This window comes from Phaeobacter sp. BS52 (assembly GCF_045040595.1).
Lineage (GTDB): Bacteria > Pseudomonadota > Alphaproteobacteria > Rhodobacterales > Rhodobacteraceae > Phaeobacter > Phaeobacter piscinae.
In genome coordinates this window covers 1,978,032-1,996,868 of the sequence record NZ_CP090662.1, presented here as the reverse complement: position 1 = coordinate 1,996,868, position 18,837 = coordinate 1,978,032, and the positions used below count along the sequence as shown (strand labels likewise).

12 protein-coding genes and 5 pseudogenes are annotated in these 18,837 nt (G+C 62.0%); 8 read left to right on the top strand and 9 right to left on the bottom strand.

What is annotated here, in order from left to right; translation table 11 throughout:
• Window positions 1–229 precede the first annotated feature (229 nt).
• From L0Z65_RS09740 to L0Z65_RS09720, 5 genes and pseudogenes are all read left to right on the top strand, one after another.
• Window positions 230–1,585, top strand: a pseudogene (locus tag L0Z65_RS09740) (ABC transporter substrate-binding protein).
• A gap of 130 nt (window positions 1,586–1,715) precedes the next feature.
• Window positions 1,716–2,723, top strand: coding sequence for a carbohydrate ABC transporter permease (locus L0Z65_RS09735; RefSeq protein ID WP_405107182.1), 1,008 nt, complete (start codon window positions 1,716–1,718; stop codon window positions 2,721–2,723).
• 10 nt (window positions 2,724–2,733) lie between these two features.
• Window positions 2,734–3,882, top strand: a complete 1,149-nt coding sequence (locus L0Z65_RS09730) for a carbohydrate ABC transporter permease (RefSeq protein WP_405107179.1) — start codon at window positions 2,734–2,736, stop codon at window positions 3,880–3,882.
• Between the two features lie 65 nt (window positions 3,883–3,947).
• A pseudogene (locus tag L0Z65_RS09725) lies at window positions 3,948–5,607 on the top strand (alpha-amylase family glycosyl hydrolase).
• A 31-nt stretch (window positions 5,608–5,638) separates the two neighbouring features.
• A pseudogene (locus L0Z65_RS09720) lies at window positions 5,639–6,731 on the top strand (ABC transporter ATP-binding protein).
• Between the two features lie 9 nt (window positions 6,732–6,740).
• On the opposite strand, the gene L0Z65_RS09715 reads toward L0Z65_RS09720, so the two are convergent.
• Genes L0Z65_RS09715 through L0Z65_RS09705 form a run of 3 tightly spaced genes read right to left on the bottom strand, consistent with a single transcriptional unit; the run spans window position 6,741 to window position 9,869 of the window.
• Window positions 6,741–7,820 carry an ABC transporter substrate-binding protein gene (locus L0Z65_RS09715; protein ID WP_405107176.1) on the bottom strand — a complete coding sequence of 360 codons (1,080 nt, stop codon included), beginning with the start codon at window positions 7,818–7,820 and terminating at the stop codon, window positions 6,741–6,743.
• Entirely contained in the window at window positions 7,717–9,207 is a 1,491-nt protein-coding gene (locus L0Z65_RS09710; protein ID WP_405107173.1) for a sensor histidine kinase N-terminal domain-containing protein, read from the bottom strand. Before L0Z65_RS09710 ends, L0Z65_RS09715 begins: the two co-directional genes overlap by 104 nt.
• Entirely contained in the window at window positions 9,204–9,869 is a 666-nt protein-coding gene (locus tag L0Z65_RS09705; protein ID WP_040173806.1) for a response regulator transcription factor, read from the bottom strand. The genes L0Z65_RS09710 and L0Z65_RS09705 overlap by 4 nt, the downstream gene beginning before the upstream one ends.
• Window positions 9,870–10,000: 131 nt before the next feature.
• Here L0Z65_RS09705 and L0Z65_RS09700 point away from each other — a divergent pair, with 131 nt between their 5' ends.
• The 3 genes from L0Z65_RS09700 (at window position 10,001) to L0Z65_RS09690 (ending at window position 13,140) form a co-directional block, all read left to right on the top strand.
• Window positions 10,001–10,978: a Bug family tripartite tricarboxylate transporter substrate binding protein gene (locus L0Z65_RS09700; protein ID WP_405107170.1), complete on the top strand. Its 978-nt coding sequence runs from the start codon at window positions 10,001–10,003 to the stop codon at window positions 10,976–10,978.
• Between the two features lie 148 nt (window positions 10,979–11,126).
• Window positions 11,127–11,621 carry a tripartite tricarboxylate transporter TctB family protein gene (locus L0Z65_RS09695; RefSeq protein ID WP_405107167.1) on the top strand — a complete coding sequence of 165 codons (495 nt, stop codon included), beginning with the start codon at window positions 11,127–11,129 and terminating at the stop codon, window positions 11,619–11,621.
• A 1-nt stretch (window position 11,622) separates the two neighbouring features.
• Window positions 11,623–13,140, top strand: a complete 1,518-nt coding sequence (locus L0Z65_RS09690; protein WP_405107164.1) for a tripartite tricarboxylate transporter permease — start codon at window positions 11,623–11,625, stop codon at window positions 13,138–13,140.
• A 53-nt stretch (window positions 13,141–13,193) separates the two neighbouring features.
• Here L0Z65_RS09690 and L0Z65_RS09685 read toward each other — a convergent pair whose 3' ends face one another.
• From L0Z65_RS09685 to L0Z65_RS09660, 6 genes and pseudogenes are all read right to left on the bottom strand, one after another.
• Complete coding sequence (locus L0Z65_RS09685) at window positions 13,194–14,126, bottom strand: AEC family transporter (protein WP_405107161.1); 933 nt, start codon at window positions 14,124–14,126, stop codon at window positions 13,194–13,196.
• Window positions 14,127–14,160: 34 nt separating this feature from the next.
• Window positions 14,161–14,970 carry an MBL fold metallo-hydrolase gene (locus L0Z65_RS09680; RefSeq protein WP_405107158.1) on the bottom strand — a complete coding sequence of 270 codons (810 nt, stop codon included), beginning with the start codon at window positions 14,968–14,970 and terminating at the stop codon, window positions 14,161–14,163.
• Window positions 14,970–15,792 (bottom strand): annotated as a pseudogene (locus tag L0Z65_RS09675) (TatD family hydrolase). Before L0Z65_RS09675 ends, L0Z65_RS09680 begins: the two are co-directional and overlap by 1 nt.
• Before the next feature lie 42 nt (window positions 15,793–15,834).
• Entirely contained in the window at window positions 15,835–16,956 is a 1,122-nt protein-coding gene (locus L0Z65_RS09670) for a DNA polymerase III subunit delta' (RefSeq protein ID WP_405107155.1), read from the bottom strand.
• Window positions 16,953–17,640, bottom strand: a pseudogene (gene tmk, locus L0Z65_RS09665) (dTMP kinase). The gene L0Z65_RS09670 and the pseudogene tmk overlap by 4 nt, the downstream one beginning before the upstream one ends.
• On the bottom strand, window positions 17,637–18,827 hold the full coding sequence (locus L0Z65_RS09660; RefSeq protein WP_040173793.1) for a D-alanyl-D-alanine carboxypeptidase family protein: 1,191 nt from the start codon (window positions 18,825–18,827) through the stop codon (window positions 17,637–17,639). The pseudogene tmk and the gene L0Z65_RS09660 overlap by 4 nt, the downstream one beginning before the upstream one ends.
• Window positions 18,828–18,837 lie beyond the last annotated feature (10 nt).

The following is an 18,837-nucleotide window of genomic DNA, read 5'->3' as shown; positions in this document are numbered from 1 at the left end:
GCTTTGATTCTAATATATGCACCCAGGGCAATCACGGGCCATCTGCGCAGTTATGGCAGGGCAGGGGATAGGCTGGCAAGTCCCGTGTTTTTTGTAGTTGTTTGATGTTAGGACGGGAAATTGTTGACAGTTCCACCCGAATCCGGGATTTTGCTAAAATCCAAAGCGCTTTGAAAATTTTGAAACCGTGACAAACGGCAGGCGCGTTGAACACTCGGGAGGAAACATCATGAAACGCAGTCTTTTGGCAGCAGCCGGCGTCTTTGCCCTGTCTGCTGGTCTTGCGCAGGCCGAAGGCGCGCTGACCTTTCCGGTCGGCGAGGGAGAGTTTAACTGGGAGAGCTTCGAGGCGCTGAAGGCAACGGATCTTTCGGGGGAGCAGGTCACGGTTTTCGGACCATGGCTCGGCCCGGATCAGGAGGTCGTCGAAAAGGTGCTCGCGTATTTCGCTGAAGCCACCGGTGCGGACGTGCGCTACACTGGCTCTGACAGCTTCGAGCAGCAGATCGTCGTCGATGCAGAGGCAGGCTCCGCGCCCAACGTCGCTGTTTTTCCGCAGCCGGGTTTGGTATCGGACATGGCCGCGCGCGGGTTTATCGCGCCTCTGGGCAGTGAGACCGCAGACTGGGTGCGTGAAAACTACGCCGCTGCAGCGACTCCTGGGTTGATCTCAGCAGCTTCACGGGGCCGGATGGCAATGACGATGTCTTTGGTCTGTTCTACAAGGTCGATGTAAAATCCCTTGTCTGGTACGTGCCTGAAACATTTGAAGATTTCGGCTATGATATCCCTCAGTCGATGGAGGAGCTGAAGACACTGACCGATCAGATGGTCGCCGATGGCAACACGCCTTGGTGCATCGGTCTGGGATCTGGTGGTGCCACTGGCTGGCCTGCAACCGACTGGGTTGAGGATATGATGCTGCGCACGCAGGAGCCGGGCGTCTATGACCAATGGGTGTCCAACGAAATCCCCTTCACCGATCCGCGCGTTGTGAATGCTATCGAGGAATTCGGTTACTTCGCCCGCAACGATGATTACGTCTCGGGTGGTGCGGGCGCCGTGGCCTCCACCGATTTCCGCGACAGCCCCAAAGGTCTGTTCGCCAGCCCGCCGCAGTGTTTGATGCACCGTCAGGCGTCGTTCATCCCTGCGTTCTTCCCAGAAGGGACCGAAGTGGGTCTGGATGCTGATTTCTTCTACTTCCCGGCCTACGCGGAGAAGGATCTGGGCAGCCCGGTTCTGGGTGCTGGCACCCTGTGGTCGATTACCAACGACAGCAAAGGTGCGCGCGCGCTGATGGAGTTCCTGAAATCCCCCATCGGGCATGAGGTCTGGATGGCGCAGCAGGGCTTCCTGACCCCGCATAAGGGCGTGAACACCGATGTCTACGCCACGGACACGCTGAAGAAGATGGGGGAGATCCTGCTCTCTGCCGATACCTTCCGCTTTGACGCATCTGACCTGATGCCGGGTGGAGTAGGCGCGGGATCCTTCTGGACCGGTATGGTCGGCTATGCCGAGCGGCACCCCGGCGGAAGAGGTTGCGGCCGAGATCCAGTCCTCTTGGGACGCTCTGAAGTAAGATTGCGCTAGGGCCGACCCCTGAGGGGTCGGCCCGCTCCGTTTTCTTCCCCGGGATCGGCCGCCCCCTTAGGCTTTGTCCGGTTGACCCCGGTCCGCTATCCACGCTCCACCACCAAGGGAGATATTCCATGCATCCAGCCATTCAGGGCCTGCTCACAATCGCCTTTGGCGTCGGAGGGTGTGTCGGCTATTTCTACTTTTCCAATCTCGTGCTGGACCGGGTGATCTTTCCGGCGCGCGGCGCGCATATCGCCCGCAATATCCGTCGCGCCAATATGATCCGGCCTTGGCTGTTCCTCTTGCCCGCATTGCTCGCGTTGGGGCTTTATCTGGCCTATCCGGTGGTTGAGACCCTGCGCCTGTCGGTCACGGAACGGATTCCCGGTGGCGGATCAGAGTTCGTCGGCCTTGCAAACTACCAGCAGATGCTGGCAGAGGCGAAATTCTGGGAGGCGCTCCAGAACAACTTCTTGTGGCTCCTTGTTGTGCCTGCGGCCTCAACCGCCTTTGGTCTGCTGGCCGCACAGCTGACCGACAGGCTGGCCTGGGGAAATATCGCAAAATCGCTGATCTTCATGCCGATGGCGATCTCATTTGTCGGCGCTGCGGTGATCTGGAAACTGGTCTATGACGCGCGCCCCGAAGGCACCGATCAGATCGGCGTCTTGAATGCGGTCTACATCTACTTTGGTGGCGACGGGCCGATGCAATGGCTGACAATTCCGTTTTGGAACAGCTTCTTTCTGATGATGGTGCTGATCTGGATCCAGACCGGTTTTGCCATGGTGATCCTGTCGGCAGCCCTGCGCGGCATTCCCGAAGAAACCGTGGAGGCGGCCATCGTGGATGGGGCCGGACCATTTCAGATCTTCTTCAAGATCAAGGTGCCGCAGATCATGGACACCATCGTTGTGGTCTGGACCACCATCACCATCGTCGTGCTCAAGGTTTTTGACATCGTCTTTGCCATGACCAATGGCCAGTGGGAGACGCAGGTTCTGGCCAATTACATGTACGACAAACTGTTCCGCGCCAATGACTGGGGCGTCGGCTCTGCCAGTGCCATGGTCATCATGCTGCTGGTGCTGCCGATCCTGGTCTGGAACGTCTATAACGCCCGCCGCGAAATGCGCTGAGGAGACCGCGATGACTGTTATTGCCGGAGAAAAACCTGCGCTGATCTGGGCCTTGCGCCTGTCTGTGGTGCTGCTTGTGGGCCTGTGGTTGTTCCCGACGCTGGGCCTCTTGGTGTCCTCCTTCCGCACCTCGGACCAGATCGCGACCAGCGGCTGGTGGCGCGCGATGTTCCCGAGCGAGCAGAACCTGACCCTGCGCACCGATCCCCCCAGCGCACAGGTGCAGGAGGGCGACCTCTATGTGATTGAGGGGCGTCTCTTTGCCGACGGCACCGAGAGTGAGATCTCCGCCTGGGGCACCTCGGCACGCGAACCCGCCGCTTACCAGCCCGGTGAAACGGCAGAGCTGCGCCGTGGTGGCACCCTGACAGTCACCGAGGATGGTGCCTACCGGATTGAAAGCGCTGAGGAAATCAGTGGCAAGCGCGGCCCCCGCGTGTTCGTCACCGCAACCGTGCCGCCAGAGTTCACGCTGGAGAATTATGAGACCGTACTGGTGTCCGGCAATGCGACAGACAATATGGCAAAGGCGTTTTTCAACACGCTGACCGTAACCATTCCGGCCACCATCATCCCGATCCTCGTCGCGGCCTTTGCCGCCTATGCGCTGGCGTGGATGGAATTTCCGGGCCGTGCCCTACTGGTGGCGGCTATCGTTGGCCTGCTGGTGGTGCCCCTGCAGCTGGCGCTGATCCCGCTGCTGAAGTTCCACAATGAGATCGGCATCGGCAAGGGCTACATTGGCGTCTGGATGGCGCACACCGGTTTTGGCCTGCCACTCGCGATTTACCTCTTGCGCAACTACATGGTCGGCATTCCCCGCGACATCATTGAAAACGCCCGCGTCGATGGCGCCACCGATTTCATGATCTTTGTGCGCATCATCCTGCCGCTATCCTTCCCCGCGCTGGCCTCCTTTGCGATCTTCCAATTCCTGTGGACCTGGAACGACCTTCTGGTGGCGATGGTGTTCCTGATCGACGCAACCGGAGAAACCACAGTGATGACCAAGCAGATTGTTGAACTGCTCGGCACCCGTGGCGGCAATTGGGAGATCCTCGCAACCTCCGCCTTTGTCTCGATCGCGGTACCACTCGCCGTCTTCTTCGCGATGCAAAAATACCTCGTCCGCGGCCTCCTTGCAGGCTCGGTCAAGTGACCTGATCCGCAGGCCGGATCAGACCGGCGCTGCCCCTTACTCTAAGACTATGGAAAACAGCTGACATGAACGCTCAAGCTCAACTCGACCCGGCCCAGGTTCTCGCCGCTGACCCCGATTGGTGGCGTGGTGCGGTGATCTACCAGATCTACCCGCGCAGCTATCAGGACAGCAACGGCGACGGCATCGGTGACCTTCGGGGCATCACCCAGCGCCTGCCGCATATTGCCTCGCTTGGGGTGGACGCGATCTGGATTTCGCCGTTCTTCACCTCCCCGATGAAGGATTTTGGCTATGACGTTTCGGATTATTGCGACGTCGATCCGATGTTTGGCAGCCTGTCCGACTTTGATCAACTGGTCGCCGCCGCCCATCGTCTTGGCCTGCGGGTGATGATTGATCTGGTGCTGTCGCATACCTCTGACCAGCACGCATGGTTTGGTGAAAGCCGTCAGAGCCGCGACAATGCCCGCGCCGATTGGTACGTCTGGGCCGACCCGCAACCAGATGGCACGCCGCCCAACAACTGGCTGTCGATCTTTGGTGGCTCTGCCTGGCAGTGGGATCCCCGGCGTGAGCAGTATTACCTGCACAACTTCCTGGTCTCGCAACCTGATCTGAATTTCCACTGCCCTGCGGTGCAGGACGCGCTGCTGGATGTGACCCGCTTCTGGCTGGAGCGCGGTGTTGATGGCTTCCGCCTTGATACGATCAACTTCTACTACCACGATGCAGAGCTGCGCTCGAACCCGGCCCTGCCGCCGGAGCAACGCAACGCCACCATCGCCCCCTCGGTGAACCCCTATAATCATCAGGAACATCTCTATTCCAAGAACCAGCCGGAAAACCTCGCCTTCCTTGGCCGGTTCCGCGCGCTTCTGGATGAATACCCGGCCAAGGCAGCCGTGGGCGAGGTGGGCGATGCGCAGCGCGGGCTTGAGATCATGGGCAGCTACACGGCGGCCAACACCGGTGTTCACATGTGCTATGCCTTCGAACTTCTGGCCAAGGATGTGCTGACCGCCTCCCGTCTGGCTGAGGTTTTTGCCGAGGTGGACCGCGTTGCCGCAAATGGCTGGGCCTGCTGGGCGTTTTCCAATCACGATGTGATCCGCCACAGCAGCCGCTGGGGTCTCAACCCGGCGGCGCAGCGCCTGTTCACCACCATGATGATGTGCCTGCGCGGCACCGCCTGCATCTATCAGGGTGAGGAGCTGGGTCTACCGGAGGCAGACATCGCCTTTGAAGACCTTCAGGACCCCTATGGCATTGAGTTCTGGCCCGAATTCAAGGGCCGCGACGGCTGCCGCACACCGATGGTCTGGGAGCCGTCGAACAGCGCCGGCTGGCTTCAGTGAGGGCAAGCCATGGCTGCCCGTCTCGCCCGAACACCTGACCCTGAGCGTCGCCACTCAGGAGGCCGACCCGGACGCCATGCTGCACCACTACCGCCGTGCCATTGCCCTGCGCAAGGCGCATCCGGCGCTGGCGGTGGGCACCCATGATCAGCTGCGGGCAGAGGGCAATGTCGCTTTCTTTACCCGTCAGGACCGCGACGAGGTGATCTTCTGCGCCTTCAACCTGGGGGACACCCCGGCAGAGATCACCCTGCCGCAGGGCACATGGCGGACGCCTGACACCGACATCGCCTTGGCCGATCTACCACCGAACGGCGAGCGTGTTGCGCTGGCACCGTGGCAGGCCTGCCTTGCGGTGCGGGTCTGACAGAAACGACGAGCAGGGGAGGGACCAGTAGATGGCAAACCTGAAATTGACCAATGTGGCCAAAACCTACGGGGGCGGCGTCGAGGTCCCTGAGAGACATCAACCTTGATATCAAACAGGGGGAGCTGATCGTCTTTGTCGGCCCTTCTGGCTGCGGCAAATCCACCTTGCTGCGGATGATCGCGGGGCTGGAACGGATCAGCGGTGGCACGCTGGAAATCGACGATGCGGTGATGAATGACATCCCGCCCGCTCAGCGGGGCATTGCGATGGTGTTCCAGTCCTATGCGCTTTATCCGCATATGACGGTGCGCGACAACATGGCCTTTGCGCTGAAGATCGCGAAGAAAAGCAAGGATGAGATCGACGCCGCCATCGACCGTGCCGCCAAGATCCTGCAGCTGGAACCCTATCTCGACCGCCTGCCCAAGGCGCTGTCGGGCGGGCAGCGGCAGCGGGTTGCCATCGGTCGCTCCATCGTGCGCGATCCGAAGGTCTATCTTTTTGATGAGCCGCTCTCCAATCTGGACGCGGCGCTGCGGGTCGCCACCCGGATCGAAATTGCCCAGCTGAAAGAGGCGATGCCCGACAGCACCATGATCTATGTGACCCATGATCAGGTGGAGGCGATGACGCTGGCCAGCCGCATTGTGGTGCTCGCCAACAAAGGCATCGCGCAGGTTGGCACCCCGCTGGACCTGTATCAGCGACCGGAGAATGAATTTGTCGCCCAGTTCATCGGCTCACCTGCCATGAACCTTATCCCCGGCACCGTGGTCGCCACGGGGCCGCGCACCACGGTGCGGCTCACCAGTGGGGAGGAGGTCGTGGCCGAGATCCCAACAACTGACGCCGATCAGGGGCTTGCCGTGAATGTCGGCGTTCGGCCCGAAGATCTGGTTGAGGAGGGCACAGGCGGCGCGTTGATCGACAGCCGCGTTGATATCGTCGAGGCCCTGGGCGAGGTTACCGTGCTCTACATCGCGGCGGGCGAGGGGAAGGATCCGCTGATTGCCAAACTCCCCGGCATTCACAAGGGGCTGCGCGGCTCCTCTGTGCGGCTCTATGCCGACCCGGCCAAGCTGCATCTCTTTCACAACGGCCAGTCGCTGCTCTATCGCTAAGCGCTCGCGCTACTTCTGCAAGACAGTGCTGCGCCATTCCTCAAGGAACCGCGCCCGTTTCAGCCGGTCCAGAAACACCAACAGCCCCGGTCCCATCTGGATCGGGCGCAAGGCGGCGGTGGGGTTGGTCTCGGCGGTGGCGTAGCGCGGGAAAGGATAGTCCGGATCGCGCCCATCGCCCCAAGCGGCCCGCAAAAGGTGGTCGATGAACGCCCCCGCCAGATCCGGGCGCTCCGCCCCTCTCAGCACGACAGCCGTGCGCAGCATCATATTGGTATAATCCTGCGGATCGACGATCTCGATCCGCTCTGCCAGATCGTCCCGCGCACGGGCATAGCTGCCGAGCACATTATAGGCGATGGCCAGCTCCCCGCGCGCCACCGCCTCGATCATCTCGCCGGAGCAGCAATAGAGCCGCAAATCAAGGCTGCCGAAAATCTCCATCATTCGCCAGAAACTCTCCGAGGTGCGCAGATCCTGCGTGGCAAACAAATAGCCAAGGCCGCTTTTCTCGACATCATATGTGCCGATGCGCCCCCGAAACCGGTTGGGGTAGCGGCGCAGGAGCGACATCAGCGCCTGACGGCTGCGCGGCATCTCCAGCCCGTCAAAGGCGGCAGGCGACAACACAATCGACGCGGGCTCCTGCGAGAAGGCAAAAACATGATCGCGCCAGACCGCCCAATCCGGGATCCGCAGCCGCCCAGCGGGGGAATGCGCGCGGGTGTACCCATCGTTGGCAAGCTTGGTCTGTAGATCCAGCGCCGAGGAGACGGCAAGGTCAAAACCCGCGCCATCCTCCACCACCGCGCGCATCAGCTCTGAACTGCTGACCGTGACGTAGTCCACCACCACTGTCGGACGGGTGCGCAGAAAACTCTCGACCAGTGGGGCCAGCAGATCGGTGTCCGTGGTGGACAAAACCCGCAACACATCCGCGCTCGCCTCAGCGGCGGCGGGGCCGAACCGGCGCCGATCCTCCACCTCAAACGCCTGCGCTGCGAACGCTGGCAGAACAAGGGTCAGGGCCACCAGACAGGCTGCGCGGATCAGGCCTGTCAAAGCACTGGAAAATACAAGGAAACGCATGATCCCTCCTGTCTTGGAGATGCCGCTGCAGCGGCCCGCTGGTAGCCTGGCTCGGCGCGATGGTCAGGCGCCCGCCATGGGCCTCCACAACTTCACGCGCAATGGTAAGCCCAAGGCCCGAGCCAATCGTCCCCTCGGCATTGGCGCCTCGCGCAAACCGCGCGGTCAGCGCGTCGGTGTCACCGCTGGGAAATCCGCCCGCCTCGTCGATGATGCTCAGCCGCAGCTCTGCCCCCTCCTTGCGCAGGATCACCTGAATGTCGCTCTCGGAAGGCGCATATTTGATCGCATTGTCCAGCAAGTTGCGCACTGCGTTCTGGATCAGGATCGGATCGCCGGACAGGGGCGGCGTTTGCGGCAGGTCGGAATGCAGCGCGATATCTTTCAGCTCCGCAATAGGGCGCAGCCGGTTCAGCAGATCGCGCGATAGCGCCCCCAGATCCACCTCTTCGCGCAGTAGACTGTCGGTGCGAAAGGTCACCATCGCATGATCCAGCAGTTGCCCCGCCGCGCGGGAGCTCTCATCGATGGCGCGGATCATCTCGCGCAACGAGGCGCGGTTTTCGTCCCGCTCGACCCGTCTCAGCGTGATCTCGGCCTGCGTGCGCACCGTGGCCAGCGGCGTGCGCACCCGGTGCGCGGCCTCTGCGATGAAATCCTCCGACCGCGACAGGGAAATCCGCAGCCGCTCGATAAAGCGGTTCAAAGATGTGACCAGCGGGATCATCTCCGACGGCACCGGGCGGCGCACCGGGCGCAGATCCTTCGGTCCACGTCGCGACACCGCTTCTGCCAGTTCGGCAAGCGGTCGAATACTGGACTGTGCCGCCCAGATTGCCAAAAACGCCGCAATCATGAAAAACCCCAGACCAAGCTGCAGCGCGGTGCGCGTCAGCTCCGCCAATTGCGCCGACTGCCCTTCGCGGGTCTGCGCCACCGAAATCACCACATCGGAGACCTGACCGTTCAGCGACACCCGACGCGCCAGGGTCACCATGCGGATGCTGTCACCCTTGTATGGCGCAGTATCAAATCGCGGCTTCCCTCGCTGCGGCAGCAGATCGGACAGCGGAAGATCGCCGTAACCAGTGAGCAAACGATCATTCTGCGCGACCCGATAAAACACCCGATCATCGCTGACATTGCCCAGCATCGATAGCGCCGAATAGGGGATATCGACCATCACATCGCCCGAGCGGACAGAGACCGAGTCCATGATCGACGTGGCCGAGGCTTGCAAAATACTGTCATGGGTGCGCTGCGACACATCCCGGGTGAAGACCAGCACGATGAAGAACAATAGCGAGGCAAGAAAGGCGGCACTGCCCACCAGCTGCAACGTCAGCCGCCGCCGGATTGACCCGCTGGTCGGCAGCGCGCGGCTCATGCAAGCGACATCCGATAGCCCAGCCCGCGCACCGTGGTGATTTCCACATCCGCCCCGGCCAGATGTTTGCGCAGCCGTGCCACATAAACCTCAATCGCATTTTCCGAAACGTCTTCCTCATAGGAAAACAGCCGGTCCACCAGTTTCGATTTGGAAAAAATCCTGTCCGGCGCATTGATGAAAATTTCCAGCAGTCGCAGCTCCTTGTTGCGCAGGGAGACGGTTTTGTCGCCCACCACCAGCGTGCCCGCCAAGGGATCAAACACCAGCGCGCCGAATCGTTTCTGGTTGGAACTGCCGCCACCATGGCGCCGCAACACTGCCCGGCAGCGCGCTTCCAGTTCGGAAAAATCAAAGGGCTTGGTGATGTAATCATCCGCGCCCAGATCCAGCACGCCCACCCGATCCGACACCTCTGACCGCGCGGTCAGCACGATCACCGGCGTTGTGCCCTCGCGGCTGCGATGGGACTTAAGAAAACTGCGACCGTCCCCATCCGGAAGCATAATATCCAGTAAAATCAAATCGTAATCCGCCGTCGCCGCATAGTCATCCGCGACCGCCAGATCCGGGGCATGATCCACCACATGGCCATCCATCCGCAGCCGGTCCTCGACGGCGGCGGCCAGGCTCAGGTTGTCTTCGACCAGCAGAAAACGCATGGGGATCTATCCGTGGGAAGGGCAACGCCCGTGGTGGCAAAATGCGATGTGACAGGTTTGTGTCAGCTTGACGTGTTCCCTTTCAGTCATGAGCGGCCAAGCCGCCATTTGTCAAATGGGAGGACAAACAGATGAAAACGACTTTGACCCGGCGCGCCCTGATGGCGGTGACCGCTGCGACACTGGCCTTTGCTGCGCCGGTTTCTGCGGATGAGATGGTGGACAGCATCCACTTTCTGATCCCCGGCGGCGCAGGCGGCGGCTGGGACGGCACCGCGCGCGGCACCGGTGAGGCGCTGACCAAGGCGGGCCTTGTGGGCAACGCCTCCTTTGAAAACATGTCCGGCGGTGGCGGTGGCAAGGCGATCGGCTATCTGATCGAAAACGCCGAGAGCAACCACGGCACCCTGATGGTCAACTCGACGCCGATTGTGATCCGCTCGCTCACCGGTGTCTTCCCGCATAACTTCCGGGACCTCACCATGGTGGCAGGCACCATTGGCGATTACGCGGCCATCGTTGTGGGCAAGGACAGCCCGATCAACTCAATGTCGGATCTGATCGCAGCCTATCAGGCCAATCCGCGCAAGACCGCCATCGGCGGGGGTTCGGTCCCCGGCGGCATGGATCATCTGGTTGCCGCCATGGTGATGAAAGCCGCAGGCGAGGAGCCGACAGCGGTGAAATACATCCCCTATGATGCGGGCGGTGTGGCTATGGCCGCACTTCTCTCCGGAGAAATCGCCGCACTCTCCACCGGTTTCTCCGAGGCGATTGATCTCGCCAACGCAGGCGAGGTTAAGATCATCGGCGTCACCGCCGAGAACCGCGTGCCTGCCTATGCAGACGCCCCCACAATGAAAGAGCAGGGGATTGACGCCACTTTCGTCAACTGGCGCGGCTTCTTCGGCGCGCCGGGACTGCCAGAGGAGAAGGTCGAAGCCTACCGCGCCGCCCTGGCCAAGATGTATGACACCCCCGAATGGGAAGAGGTCCGCGCCCGCAACGGTTGGGTGAACATCCATAACAGCGGCGACGACTTCGTCAGCTTCCTGGAGGGTCAGGAAAAGGTCATCAAAAGTCTGATGCAGGAACTCGGCTTCCTCTAAGTCTGGCAGAGCAGACAGGCGTCCGGTCCGAGTTGTGCCGGGCGCCATGCCTCTGACACCAGAAACCGGCGGCGCGCATCTTCAGGAGGGGGCCGCGCCGCCCGCCCGGTTTCACGCTCGATATATCTCATCAAAGGGGGAGAGCCCAATGGCGCTCGACCGATGGATCGCGCTGGTCATTCTTATGATCAGCCTCGCCTATGGCTACACGGCCTTTTTCACCATGGACGAAGGCCTGCCGCCGTTCATGAAATTCAATGCCATCTGGCCCAGCACCTTCCCTAAGGGGTTGTCCGTTATGGCGGTGATCTGCGCGCTGATCATCCTGCTGTCACCGCAGAAAGCTGATGCAGGCCCCAAGGCCGGCGACATCGATTACCGCCGCTTGCTGGACTACAAACTGGGTCAGGCGATGGCACTTCTCGCGATGATGGTGATCTACGCGCTGGCGCTGCGTCCGGTTGGCTTCCTGATCTCCACCATCGCATTTCTGGTGATCAGCGCCATGATCCTTGGCGAACGCAAGCTGCATATCCTGATCCCCATCGCCGTTCTGGCGGCTGGCGTGGTCTGGTATCTGGTGCAGCAGGTGCTGGGTATCTACCTGCGCCCGCTGCCCTTCTTTATGGGAACTGGGGGCTGATATGCTGGACGGTATTCTGATCGGCCTCAGCACGGCCTTTTCTTTCAGCAACATCCTGATGGTGATCGGGGGCTGCCTTATCGGCACCTTCATCGGCATGTTGCCGGGCCTCGGTCCGATGAGCATCATTTCCATCATGATCCCGGTGGCGATCTCCATCGGTGATCCTTCGGCTGCGCTGATCCTGCTGGCAGGTGTCTACTATGGCGCCATCTTCGGTGGCTCGACCTCGTCAATCCTGATCAATGCGCCGGGCGTGGCCTCAACCGTGGCGACGTCCTTCGATGGCTACCCGCTGGCGCGACAGGGCAAGGCGGGCAAGGCGCTGACCGTGGCGGCGATTTCATCCTTCTGCGGCGGCAGCATTGGCGCGATCCTGCTGATGATCTTCGCCCCTGCGCTGGCCAGCGTCGCGCTGCTATTCCATTCCGCCGAATACTTTGCGCTGATGGTGGTGGGGCTTTCTGCCATCGCCGCCTTTGCGGGCACCGGTCAGGTGGTGAAGGCGCTGCTGATGACCGTGCTTGGCCTGATCATGGCCACAGTGGGTGAGGGCGCGCTGTTCAACATGCCCCGCTTCACCATGGGCATCATGGACCTGCAATCGGGCTTTGGTTTCATCACCCTGGCGATGGCGATGTTTGCCCTGCCAGAGGCGCTGTATCTGGTGCTCGATCCCAGCCGCTCCAAGACCGAAGGTGGCAGCAATGAGATCAAGGATCTGCGCATCACACGCGAGGAGGCCAAATCCATCGCGCCGGTGATTGGCCGCCAGTCGATCCAGGGCTTCCTGATCGGTGTGCTGCCGGGGGCAGGGGCCACCATCGCCTCCTTCCTTGGCTACGCGGTGGAGCGCAATATCGCCCCGAAGGAGGAGCAGAAAGAGTTCGGCAAGGGCGCCATCAAAGGCCTCGCCGCGCCGGAAAGTGCCAATAACGCCGCCTGCACAGGCTCCTTTGTGCCATTGCTGACGCTTGGCATTCCCGGCTCGGGTACCACGGCAATCCTGCTGGGGGCGCTGATCGCGCTCAATGTCTCGCCCGGTCCGCGCCTGATGGTGGATGAGCCGGAGATCTTCTGGGCGGTGATCATCTCGATGTATGTCGGCAACCTGATCCTGTTGATCCTGAACCTGCCGCTGATCCCCTATATCGCCAAGGTTCTGGCGGTGCCGCGCAACTATCTGATCCCTTTCATCTTCTTCTTCACCTTGATGGGGGCCTATATCGGGCAGAACAATGCGACCGAACTGCTGATCCTCGTCGGCCTAGGGATCTGCGCCACGGTACTGCGCTTTGCCGACTATCCGCTGGCCCCCTTGCTGATCGGCTTCATTCTGGGATCCATGCTGGAGGATAATTTCTCCCGCTCGATGCAGCTCTATGATGGGCTGGGTTTCCTGATGGAACGCCCGATGACCATCGGCCTCTTGGGGCTGGCGGCGGTGTTGGTGATCCTGCCCAGCTACCGGGCCCGCCGCGCCCGGCTGCGTCAGCGCGGGGTGGCAGACGGCGATTGATCGTCGCCATGGAAACAGATCACGGGGGGCGCTGCGGCGCCCTTTTTCGTGGCTCAGCCCAGGATCAAGAGCCAGAGCCAGACCGTCAGGATACAGGACCCCGTGGCAATCAGCACCGAGGACGCCGCCACCCGCTTTGCGCGCCCATATATATTGGCAAAGATATAGGCGTTGAACCCCGGCGCCATCGCGGCATTCAGCACCGCAGAGCGGAACAGATCCGGCTGCACCTTCAAGGCGCTGCCCATGCTCCAGACCAGCGCCGGATGCACCATCAATGAGATCGCACAAACAAAACCGATGGTGCGCAGGTCTCCTTCGGGGCGGTATTGCACCAGCACGCCCCCGAGCGCAAACAGCGCCGTTGGCAGCGCCGCCCGAATGACCAGCGACAGCGCCTCGTCCACCGCTTGAGGGATCCACAGGCCCGAGAGGTTGACGACAAACCCCAATGCGATGCCGAGGATCAGCACATTCTTGAACATCGCGCTGAACACCGATTTCACCGTAGCGATGCCGCCAGCACCCTTGTTGCGCACGATCTCCATAACCGTGATCCCCAGCCCGTAGCAAAACGGCGAGTGAAAGGCGATGATCGCATAGTTGCCAGTCAGATTGTCGGCCCCATAGGCGCGCTCCGTGATCGGCAGGCCCAGCAGCACAGAATTGGAGAACAGGCAGCAAAAGCCGATCGCCACGCAATCTTCCCAGTCGCGTTTGAAAATCAGCCGCGCACCGGCCATCCCCAGACAGAAACAGGCCGCCGCGCCTGTATAGAAACTGATCAGCAGACGCGGGTCAAAACTCGCCGACAGATCCAGCGTCGCAATGGCGCGAAACAGCAGGCAGGGAATGGCAAAGCTCTGGGTGAATTTCATCAGCCCATCCACATGGCTGGACTGAAAATACCCGCGCCGCGTGGCGACATAGCCCGCGCCAATGACCAGAAACACCGGCAGGATGACATCAATCAGGCTCTGAAACATGATGTGCCTTCCTATGGGCGGGGTCGCGGTCGCCTTATGTGGCGGCGCAGATCGGGTATTCGATCACCATCCCGTCATAGGCGGGATCGATATGATCAGGGGTCTCAGCGGCGACCTGCGCGTAATCCAGATCAATATGCATGTTGGTCAGTACCGCGCGCTTTGGCGCCATCCGCTCGATCCACTCCAGCGCCTCGTCCAGCGACAGATGGGTGGGATGCGGCTTGCGGCGCAGCGCATCAAGGATCCAGCAGTCCAGATCCCGCAATTCCACCAGCGCACTGTCGGGGATCTTGGCCACATCCGGCAGATAGGCGACATCGCCAATGCGGAACCCCAGCGCCTCAATGGAGCCGTGATTGACCTCAAACGGGCGCAGGGTGATATCGCCACCGGGGCCAGAAATCGTCAGCGGGCCGTCAATGCTGCGCAGGTCCAGAATGGGCGGATAGGGGGAGCCTGCGGGCTGCACAAAGGCATAGCCAAACCGCGACAGCAGCGCGTTCTGCGTGTCGCCATCGGCATAGACCGGAATACGGTCGCGCATGTTGAAGACGATCATCCGCAGATCATCAATGCCATGCACATGATCGGCGTGGGAATGGGTATAGACCACCCCGTCCAGCCGCCCGGTGCCGGTGTCCAGCAGCTGGCTGCGCATATCGGGGGAGGTGTCGATCAGCACCGTCGTGGTGCCCTCGGGACCGTCCCGCTCCACCAGAAGCGAGCAGCGGCGGCGGCGGTTGCGGGGATTGTCAGGGTCGCAATCGCCCCAATGCCCGCCCAGTCGCGGCACCCCACCGGAGGACCCGCAGCCCAGAATGGTAAAGCGCAGCACGCCCATCAGGCGGCGGCCTCATATTTGGCAGCCTTCCAGAACAGCCGGTCAAAATTGGCCTGTGTCTGGGCGGCGAAATCGGCGTAATCCACACCAAACACCTCTGCGCCTACGCGGGCGGTATGGGCGGTATAGGCTTAGCTCATTGCGTTTGCCACGATAGGGCGGCGGCGCCAGATAGGGCGCGTCGGTTTCCACCAGAATCCGCTCCATCGGGGCGGCGGCAAAGATATCGCGCAGTTCCTGGCTCTTGGGAAAGGCGGCGATGCCCGACATTGACAGGTAGAACCCCAGATCCAGCGCCGCCCGCGCCAGTTCAGGCGAGGAGGAGAAGCAATGCATCACACAGGTATAGGCGCCCTTGGCCATTTCATCGCGCAGGATGGCGGCCATATCCTCATCGGCTGCGCGGGCGTGGATGATCAGCGGCAGGCCGGTTTCCCGCGCCGCCGTAATATGGGTTCTGAGCGAGGTCTTCTGCACCTCCGCACTGTCGGCGGTATAGTGATAATCCAGCCCGGTCTCGCCAATGCCGACAAATTTCGGATGCTGCGCCAGCGCCACCAGTTCATCAACCGAGACCAGCGGCTCGTCTGCGGCACTCATCGGGTGGGTGCCCGCCGCATAGAAGATCGGCGCATGCGCCTCGGCGATGGCGCGCACGGTGGGCTCATTGCGCAGTTTGGTGCAGATCGTGACCATGCGGATCACACCGGCCTCAGCTGCCCGCGCAATCAGCGCGTCCAGCTCACCCTCGAAATCGGGAAAATCCAGATGGCAATGGCTGTCCGTAATGGACGGGGGCATGGGGGAAAGGCTCTCGGTCATAACTGCTCTCTGTCGCGTCCTGCGGGGGTCCGGTGCTCCGGATCAGCGCGCCGCAGTGTCCTGCATCTTGAAAACCGTATCTAGGACAAGTGCTGCGGGGTCAAGGTTCACCGCCTGACCGTGGCGCATCCGGGCTGTCACCTGCGCTGCCAGATCCGCCCAGGCACGGGCCTTTTGCGGCGTCGGCGAAAGCCGGGACAGCACCGATGCCTCCTGCGGGGCGGCCTCCGGCTGTGGGGCGGTTCCGGTGGCGCCGGTGCGTGCTAGCCGCGCCAGCGCCGTATCAATCAGGGTGAGCAGCAGCTCGAATTTCTCTGCCCCACCCCGTGCTGCGGCCTGTTCCGCCAGCGCCATGGCGCGCTGCCGATCCAGCCGGGGCAGGCTGTCCAGCAGCCGCACCACATCGCTGTAGGCCTGCAAGCCACCGAGGTTCAGCAGCCGCAGCGCCGCCCCGACAGAGCCATTGGACAGCGCGGCCAGATGGTCGGCCTGTCTGGGCAGCTCAGCGCCTGCCTGCGTCAGCGCCGCCTGCATGTCCTCAGCGCTCAGCGGCGCAAACCGCAACAGCCGGCAGCGCGAGCGGATCGTCGGCAACAGTCGCGAGGGCTGATGTGAAACCAGCAGCAGGGTTGTGCGGGCAGGCGGCTCTTCCAGCATCTTCAGCAGCGCATTGGCGGCACTGGTGTTCATATCGTCCGCGGCATCCACAATCACCACCCGGCGTCCGCCGTCGGTGGCCGACAGGCCAAAGAATTTGTTCAGCGCCCGGATGTCATCGACCACGATCTGATCGCGCAGCTTGCCCTTGTCGTTTTCGCTGCGGGTAATCGACGCCAGCCCCGGCTCCGCCAGCGCCTGAATGCGGTGCATCACCGGATGATCCATTCCGATATCCAGCGAGGTGGCAGGCGGCGGCGCGCCGAACAACCCCGCATCCTCCGCAGGCGGCTGCGATAGCAAAAACGCCGCAATGCGCCAGGCCAGCGTTGCCTTGCCCACGCCCTGCGGGCCGGTCAGAAGCCAGCCGTGATGCAGCCGGTCCGAGTTGAAGGCGGTCAGGAAATCCTGCTCCGCCTGCGCCTGTCCGAACAGCTGCTGCGTTTCGCGCGGATGGGGCGCGCCTGCTGTCTGATCCGCGCGCAGAGGGGCGTCATCCTTGCTCATGCGCCTGCGTCTCCCTCGGACGCGGGCAGGGCGGTGGAGACAACTTCCAGCACATCGCGCGCGACGCTGTCCATCGGGCGATCCCCGTCGATGACGCGAAACCGGTCGGCAAATTCCTGAGCCAATGCCAGAAACCCGGCACGCATCCGCTGTTGCAGATCCAGACCAAAATCCTCGAACCGTTCTTCGTTGCCCTGACGGCCCTTGGCCCGCGCCAGCCCTTTGGCCGGGTCCATGTCGATCAGGATGGTCAGGTCCGGTTCATGGCCAATCATCAGGTGATGCAGCTGATCGACGCTGGCGCGCAGATCCCCGCGCGACAGCCCCTGATACATCCGCGTGCTATCGGCAAAGCGATCACAGACCACCACCTTGCCCGCAGCCAGCGCAGGCAGGATCCGCCGTTCCATATGGTCGCGCCGCGCTGCGGTGAACAGCAACAGCTCGGTTTCCGCCGACCAGCGGTCGGGTCCCCTCCAGCACCAGACGGCGGATCTCCTCCGCGCCGTCTGACCCGCCGGGTTCACGGGTCAGGACAACCTCAATCCCCTGCGCCTGCAAGGCCTCCGCCAGCAGCCGACATTGCGTCGATTTGCCGGAGCCGTCGATACCCTCAAATGTGACGAAGAGGCCGGAATAGAGGGCTTCGCCATCGACTGCGGCGCCGGTTTTGGCCGCTGTCACTGGCTGGCCTCAGGCCCGCTGAGAAAACGCTTCACCAGCACTTCGGCAGCGGTCTTCACCCGCACCGGGAAGCCACCGGTCGGAATGTCCTTCTCCGCCACCAGCGGCAGCCGCACCTCTGGCAACTCATCCGGTTGCAGCACCAGTTCGGCCAGCTGCTGCCCCTTCTCGATGGGCGCATCAATCGGCCCGGTATAGACCACCTCGCCAGTGATCTCGCGACCGGCAAGGGCAGGCAGCAGCACGGTCAGATCCTCCGCGGGCACCAGCCCTACGGTTGCCTCTGCGCCGCGCCAGACCTCGGCTTCTGCGACCGGAACACCCGCTTTAGCCACCGTTTTTTTGGCAAATTGGCGAAACGACCAGTTAACCAGGGCCTCGGCCTCCTCTGCGCGGGCGGTGGTGCTGTCCAGACCGGTGATCACAAAAATCACCCGCCGGTCGCCCTGTGCGGCGGATCCCACCAGACCATAGCCCGCCTCGGAGGTGTGGCCGGTCTTCAGACCATCCGCGCCGATGCCCAGACCCAGCAGCGGGTTGCGGTTGCGCACATTGGAGGGCGCGCGGCCATCAAATTCAAATTCCCGCTCGGCAAACAGCGGGTAATACTGCGGGAAATCCTCGATCAGCTTTTCAGCAAGGATCGCCAGATCCTCCACCGACATCCGGTGCCCGGCGGCAGGCCAGCCGTTGGAATTGGCAAAGGTGGAGTTCTCCATCCCCATCTCCTGCGCCCGTTTGGTCATGTAGCGGGCAAACCCCGCCTCAGTGCCATCCGGGCTCAACGCTTCGGCCAGCACCACGCAGGCGTCATTGCCCGACAGCACGATAATCCCGCGTAAGAGATCCTCCACCCGGACCCGATCCTGCGTATTGAGGAACATGGTCGAGCCCTTATAGCTCATGGCGTGTTCGCTGACCGGCAGCCGCTCATCCAGTGTCAGGCGGCCATCGCGGATCGCTTCAAACGCCACATAAAGCGTCATCAGTTTCGACATCGACGCAGGCGGCAGCGCCAGATCGGCGTTCTTGGCCAGCAGCACGGTATCGGTCTCCTGATCCAGCACATAGGCGGCGCGCGCGCGGGTATCAAAGGCCGCAGCCGACAGCGCCGAAAGGCTGACCAACAGGCCAGCCGCACAGGTCAGTTTCAAAGCAGAGCGAAGCGGAGAGGGGAGAAAGGTCATGACAGAAGCG

What these genes read in the sequence shown, in the direction of transcription:
- L0Z65_RS09680 (WP_405107158.1), bottom strand. Translation starts at nt 14,970, where the DNA reads ATGGGCGTGCTGCGCTTTACCATTCTGGGCTGCGGGTCCTCCGGTGGG.
- L0Z65_RS09695 (WP_405107167.1), top strand. Translation starts at nt 11,127, where the DNA reads ATGGCGCTCGACCGATGGATCGCGCTGGTCATTCTTATGATCAGCCTC.
- L0Z65_RS09690 (WP_405107164.1), top strand. Translation starts at nt 11,623, where the DNA reads ATGCTGGACGGTATTCTGATCGGCCTCAGCACGGCCTTTTCTTTCAGC.
- L0Z65_RS09705 (WP_040173806.1), bottom strand. Translation starts at nt 9,869, where the DNA reads ATGCGTTTTCTGCTGGTCGAAGACAACCTGAGCCTGGCCGCCGCCGTC.
- L0Z65_RS09735 (WP_405107182.1), top strand. Translation starts at nt 1,716, where the DNA reads ATGCATCCAGCCATTCAGGGCCTGCTCACAATCGCCTTTGGCGTCGGA.
- L0Z65_RS09700 (WP_405107170.1), top strand. Translation starts at nt 10,001, where the DNA reads ATGAAAACGACTTTGACCCGGCGCGCCCTGATGGCGGTGACCGCTGCG.
- L0Z65_RS09710 (WP_405107173.1), bottom strand. Translation starts at nt 9,207, where the DNA reads ATGAGCCGCGCGCTGCCGACCAGCGGGTCAATCCGGCGGCGGCTGACG.
- L0Z65_RS09670 (WP_405107155.1), bottom strand. Translation starts at nt 16,956, where the DNA reads ATGAGCAAGGATGACGCCCCTCTGCGCGCGGATCAGACAGCAGGCGCG.
- L0Z65_RS09660 (WP_040173793.1), bottom strand. Translation starts at nt 18,827, where the DNA reads ATGACCTTTCTCCCCTCTCCGCTTCGCTCTGCTTTGAAACTGACCTGT.
- L0Z65_RS09715 (WP_405107176.1), bottom strand. Translation starts at nt 7,820, where the DNA reads ATGCGTTTCCTTGTATTTTCCAGTGCTTTGACAGGCCTGATCCGCGCA.
- L0Z65_RS09685 (WP_405107161.1), bottom strand. Translation starts at nt 14,126, where the DNA reads ATGTTTCAGAGCCTGATTGATGTCATCCTGCCGGTGTTTCTGGTCATT.
- L0Z65_RS09730 (WP_405107179.1), top strand. Translation starts at nt 2,734, where the DNA reads ATGACTGTTATTGCCGGAGAAAAACCTGCGCTGATCTGGGCCTTGCGC.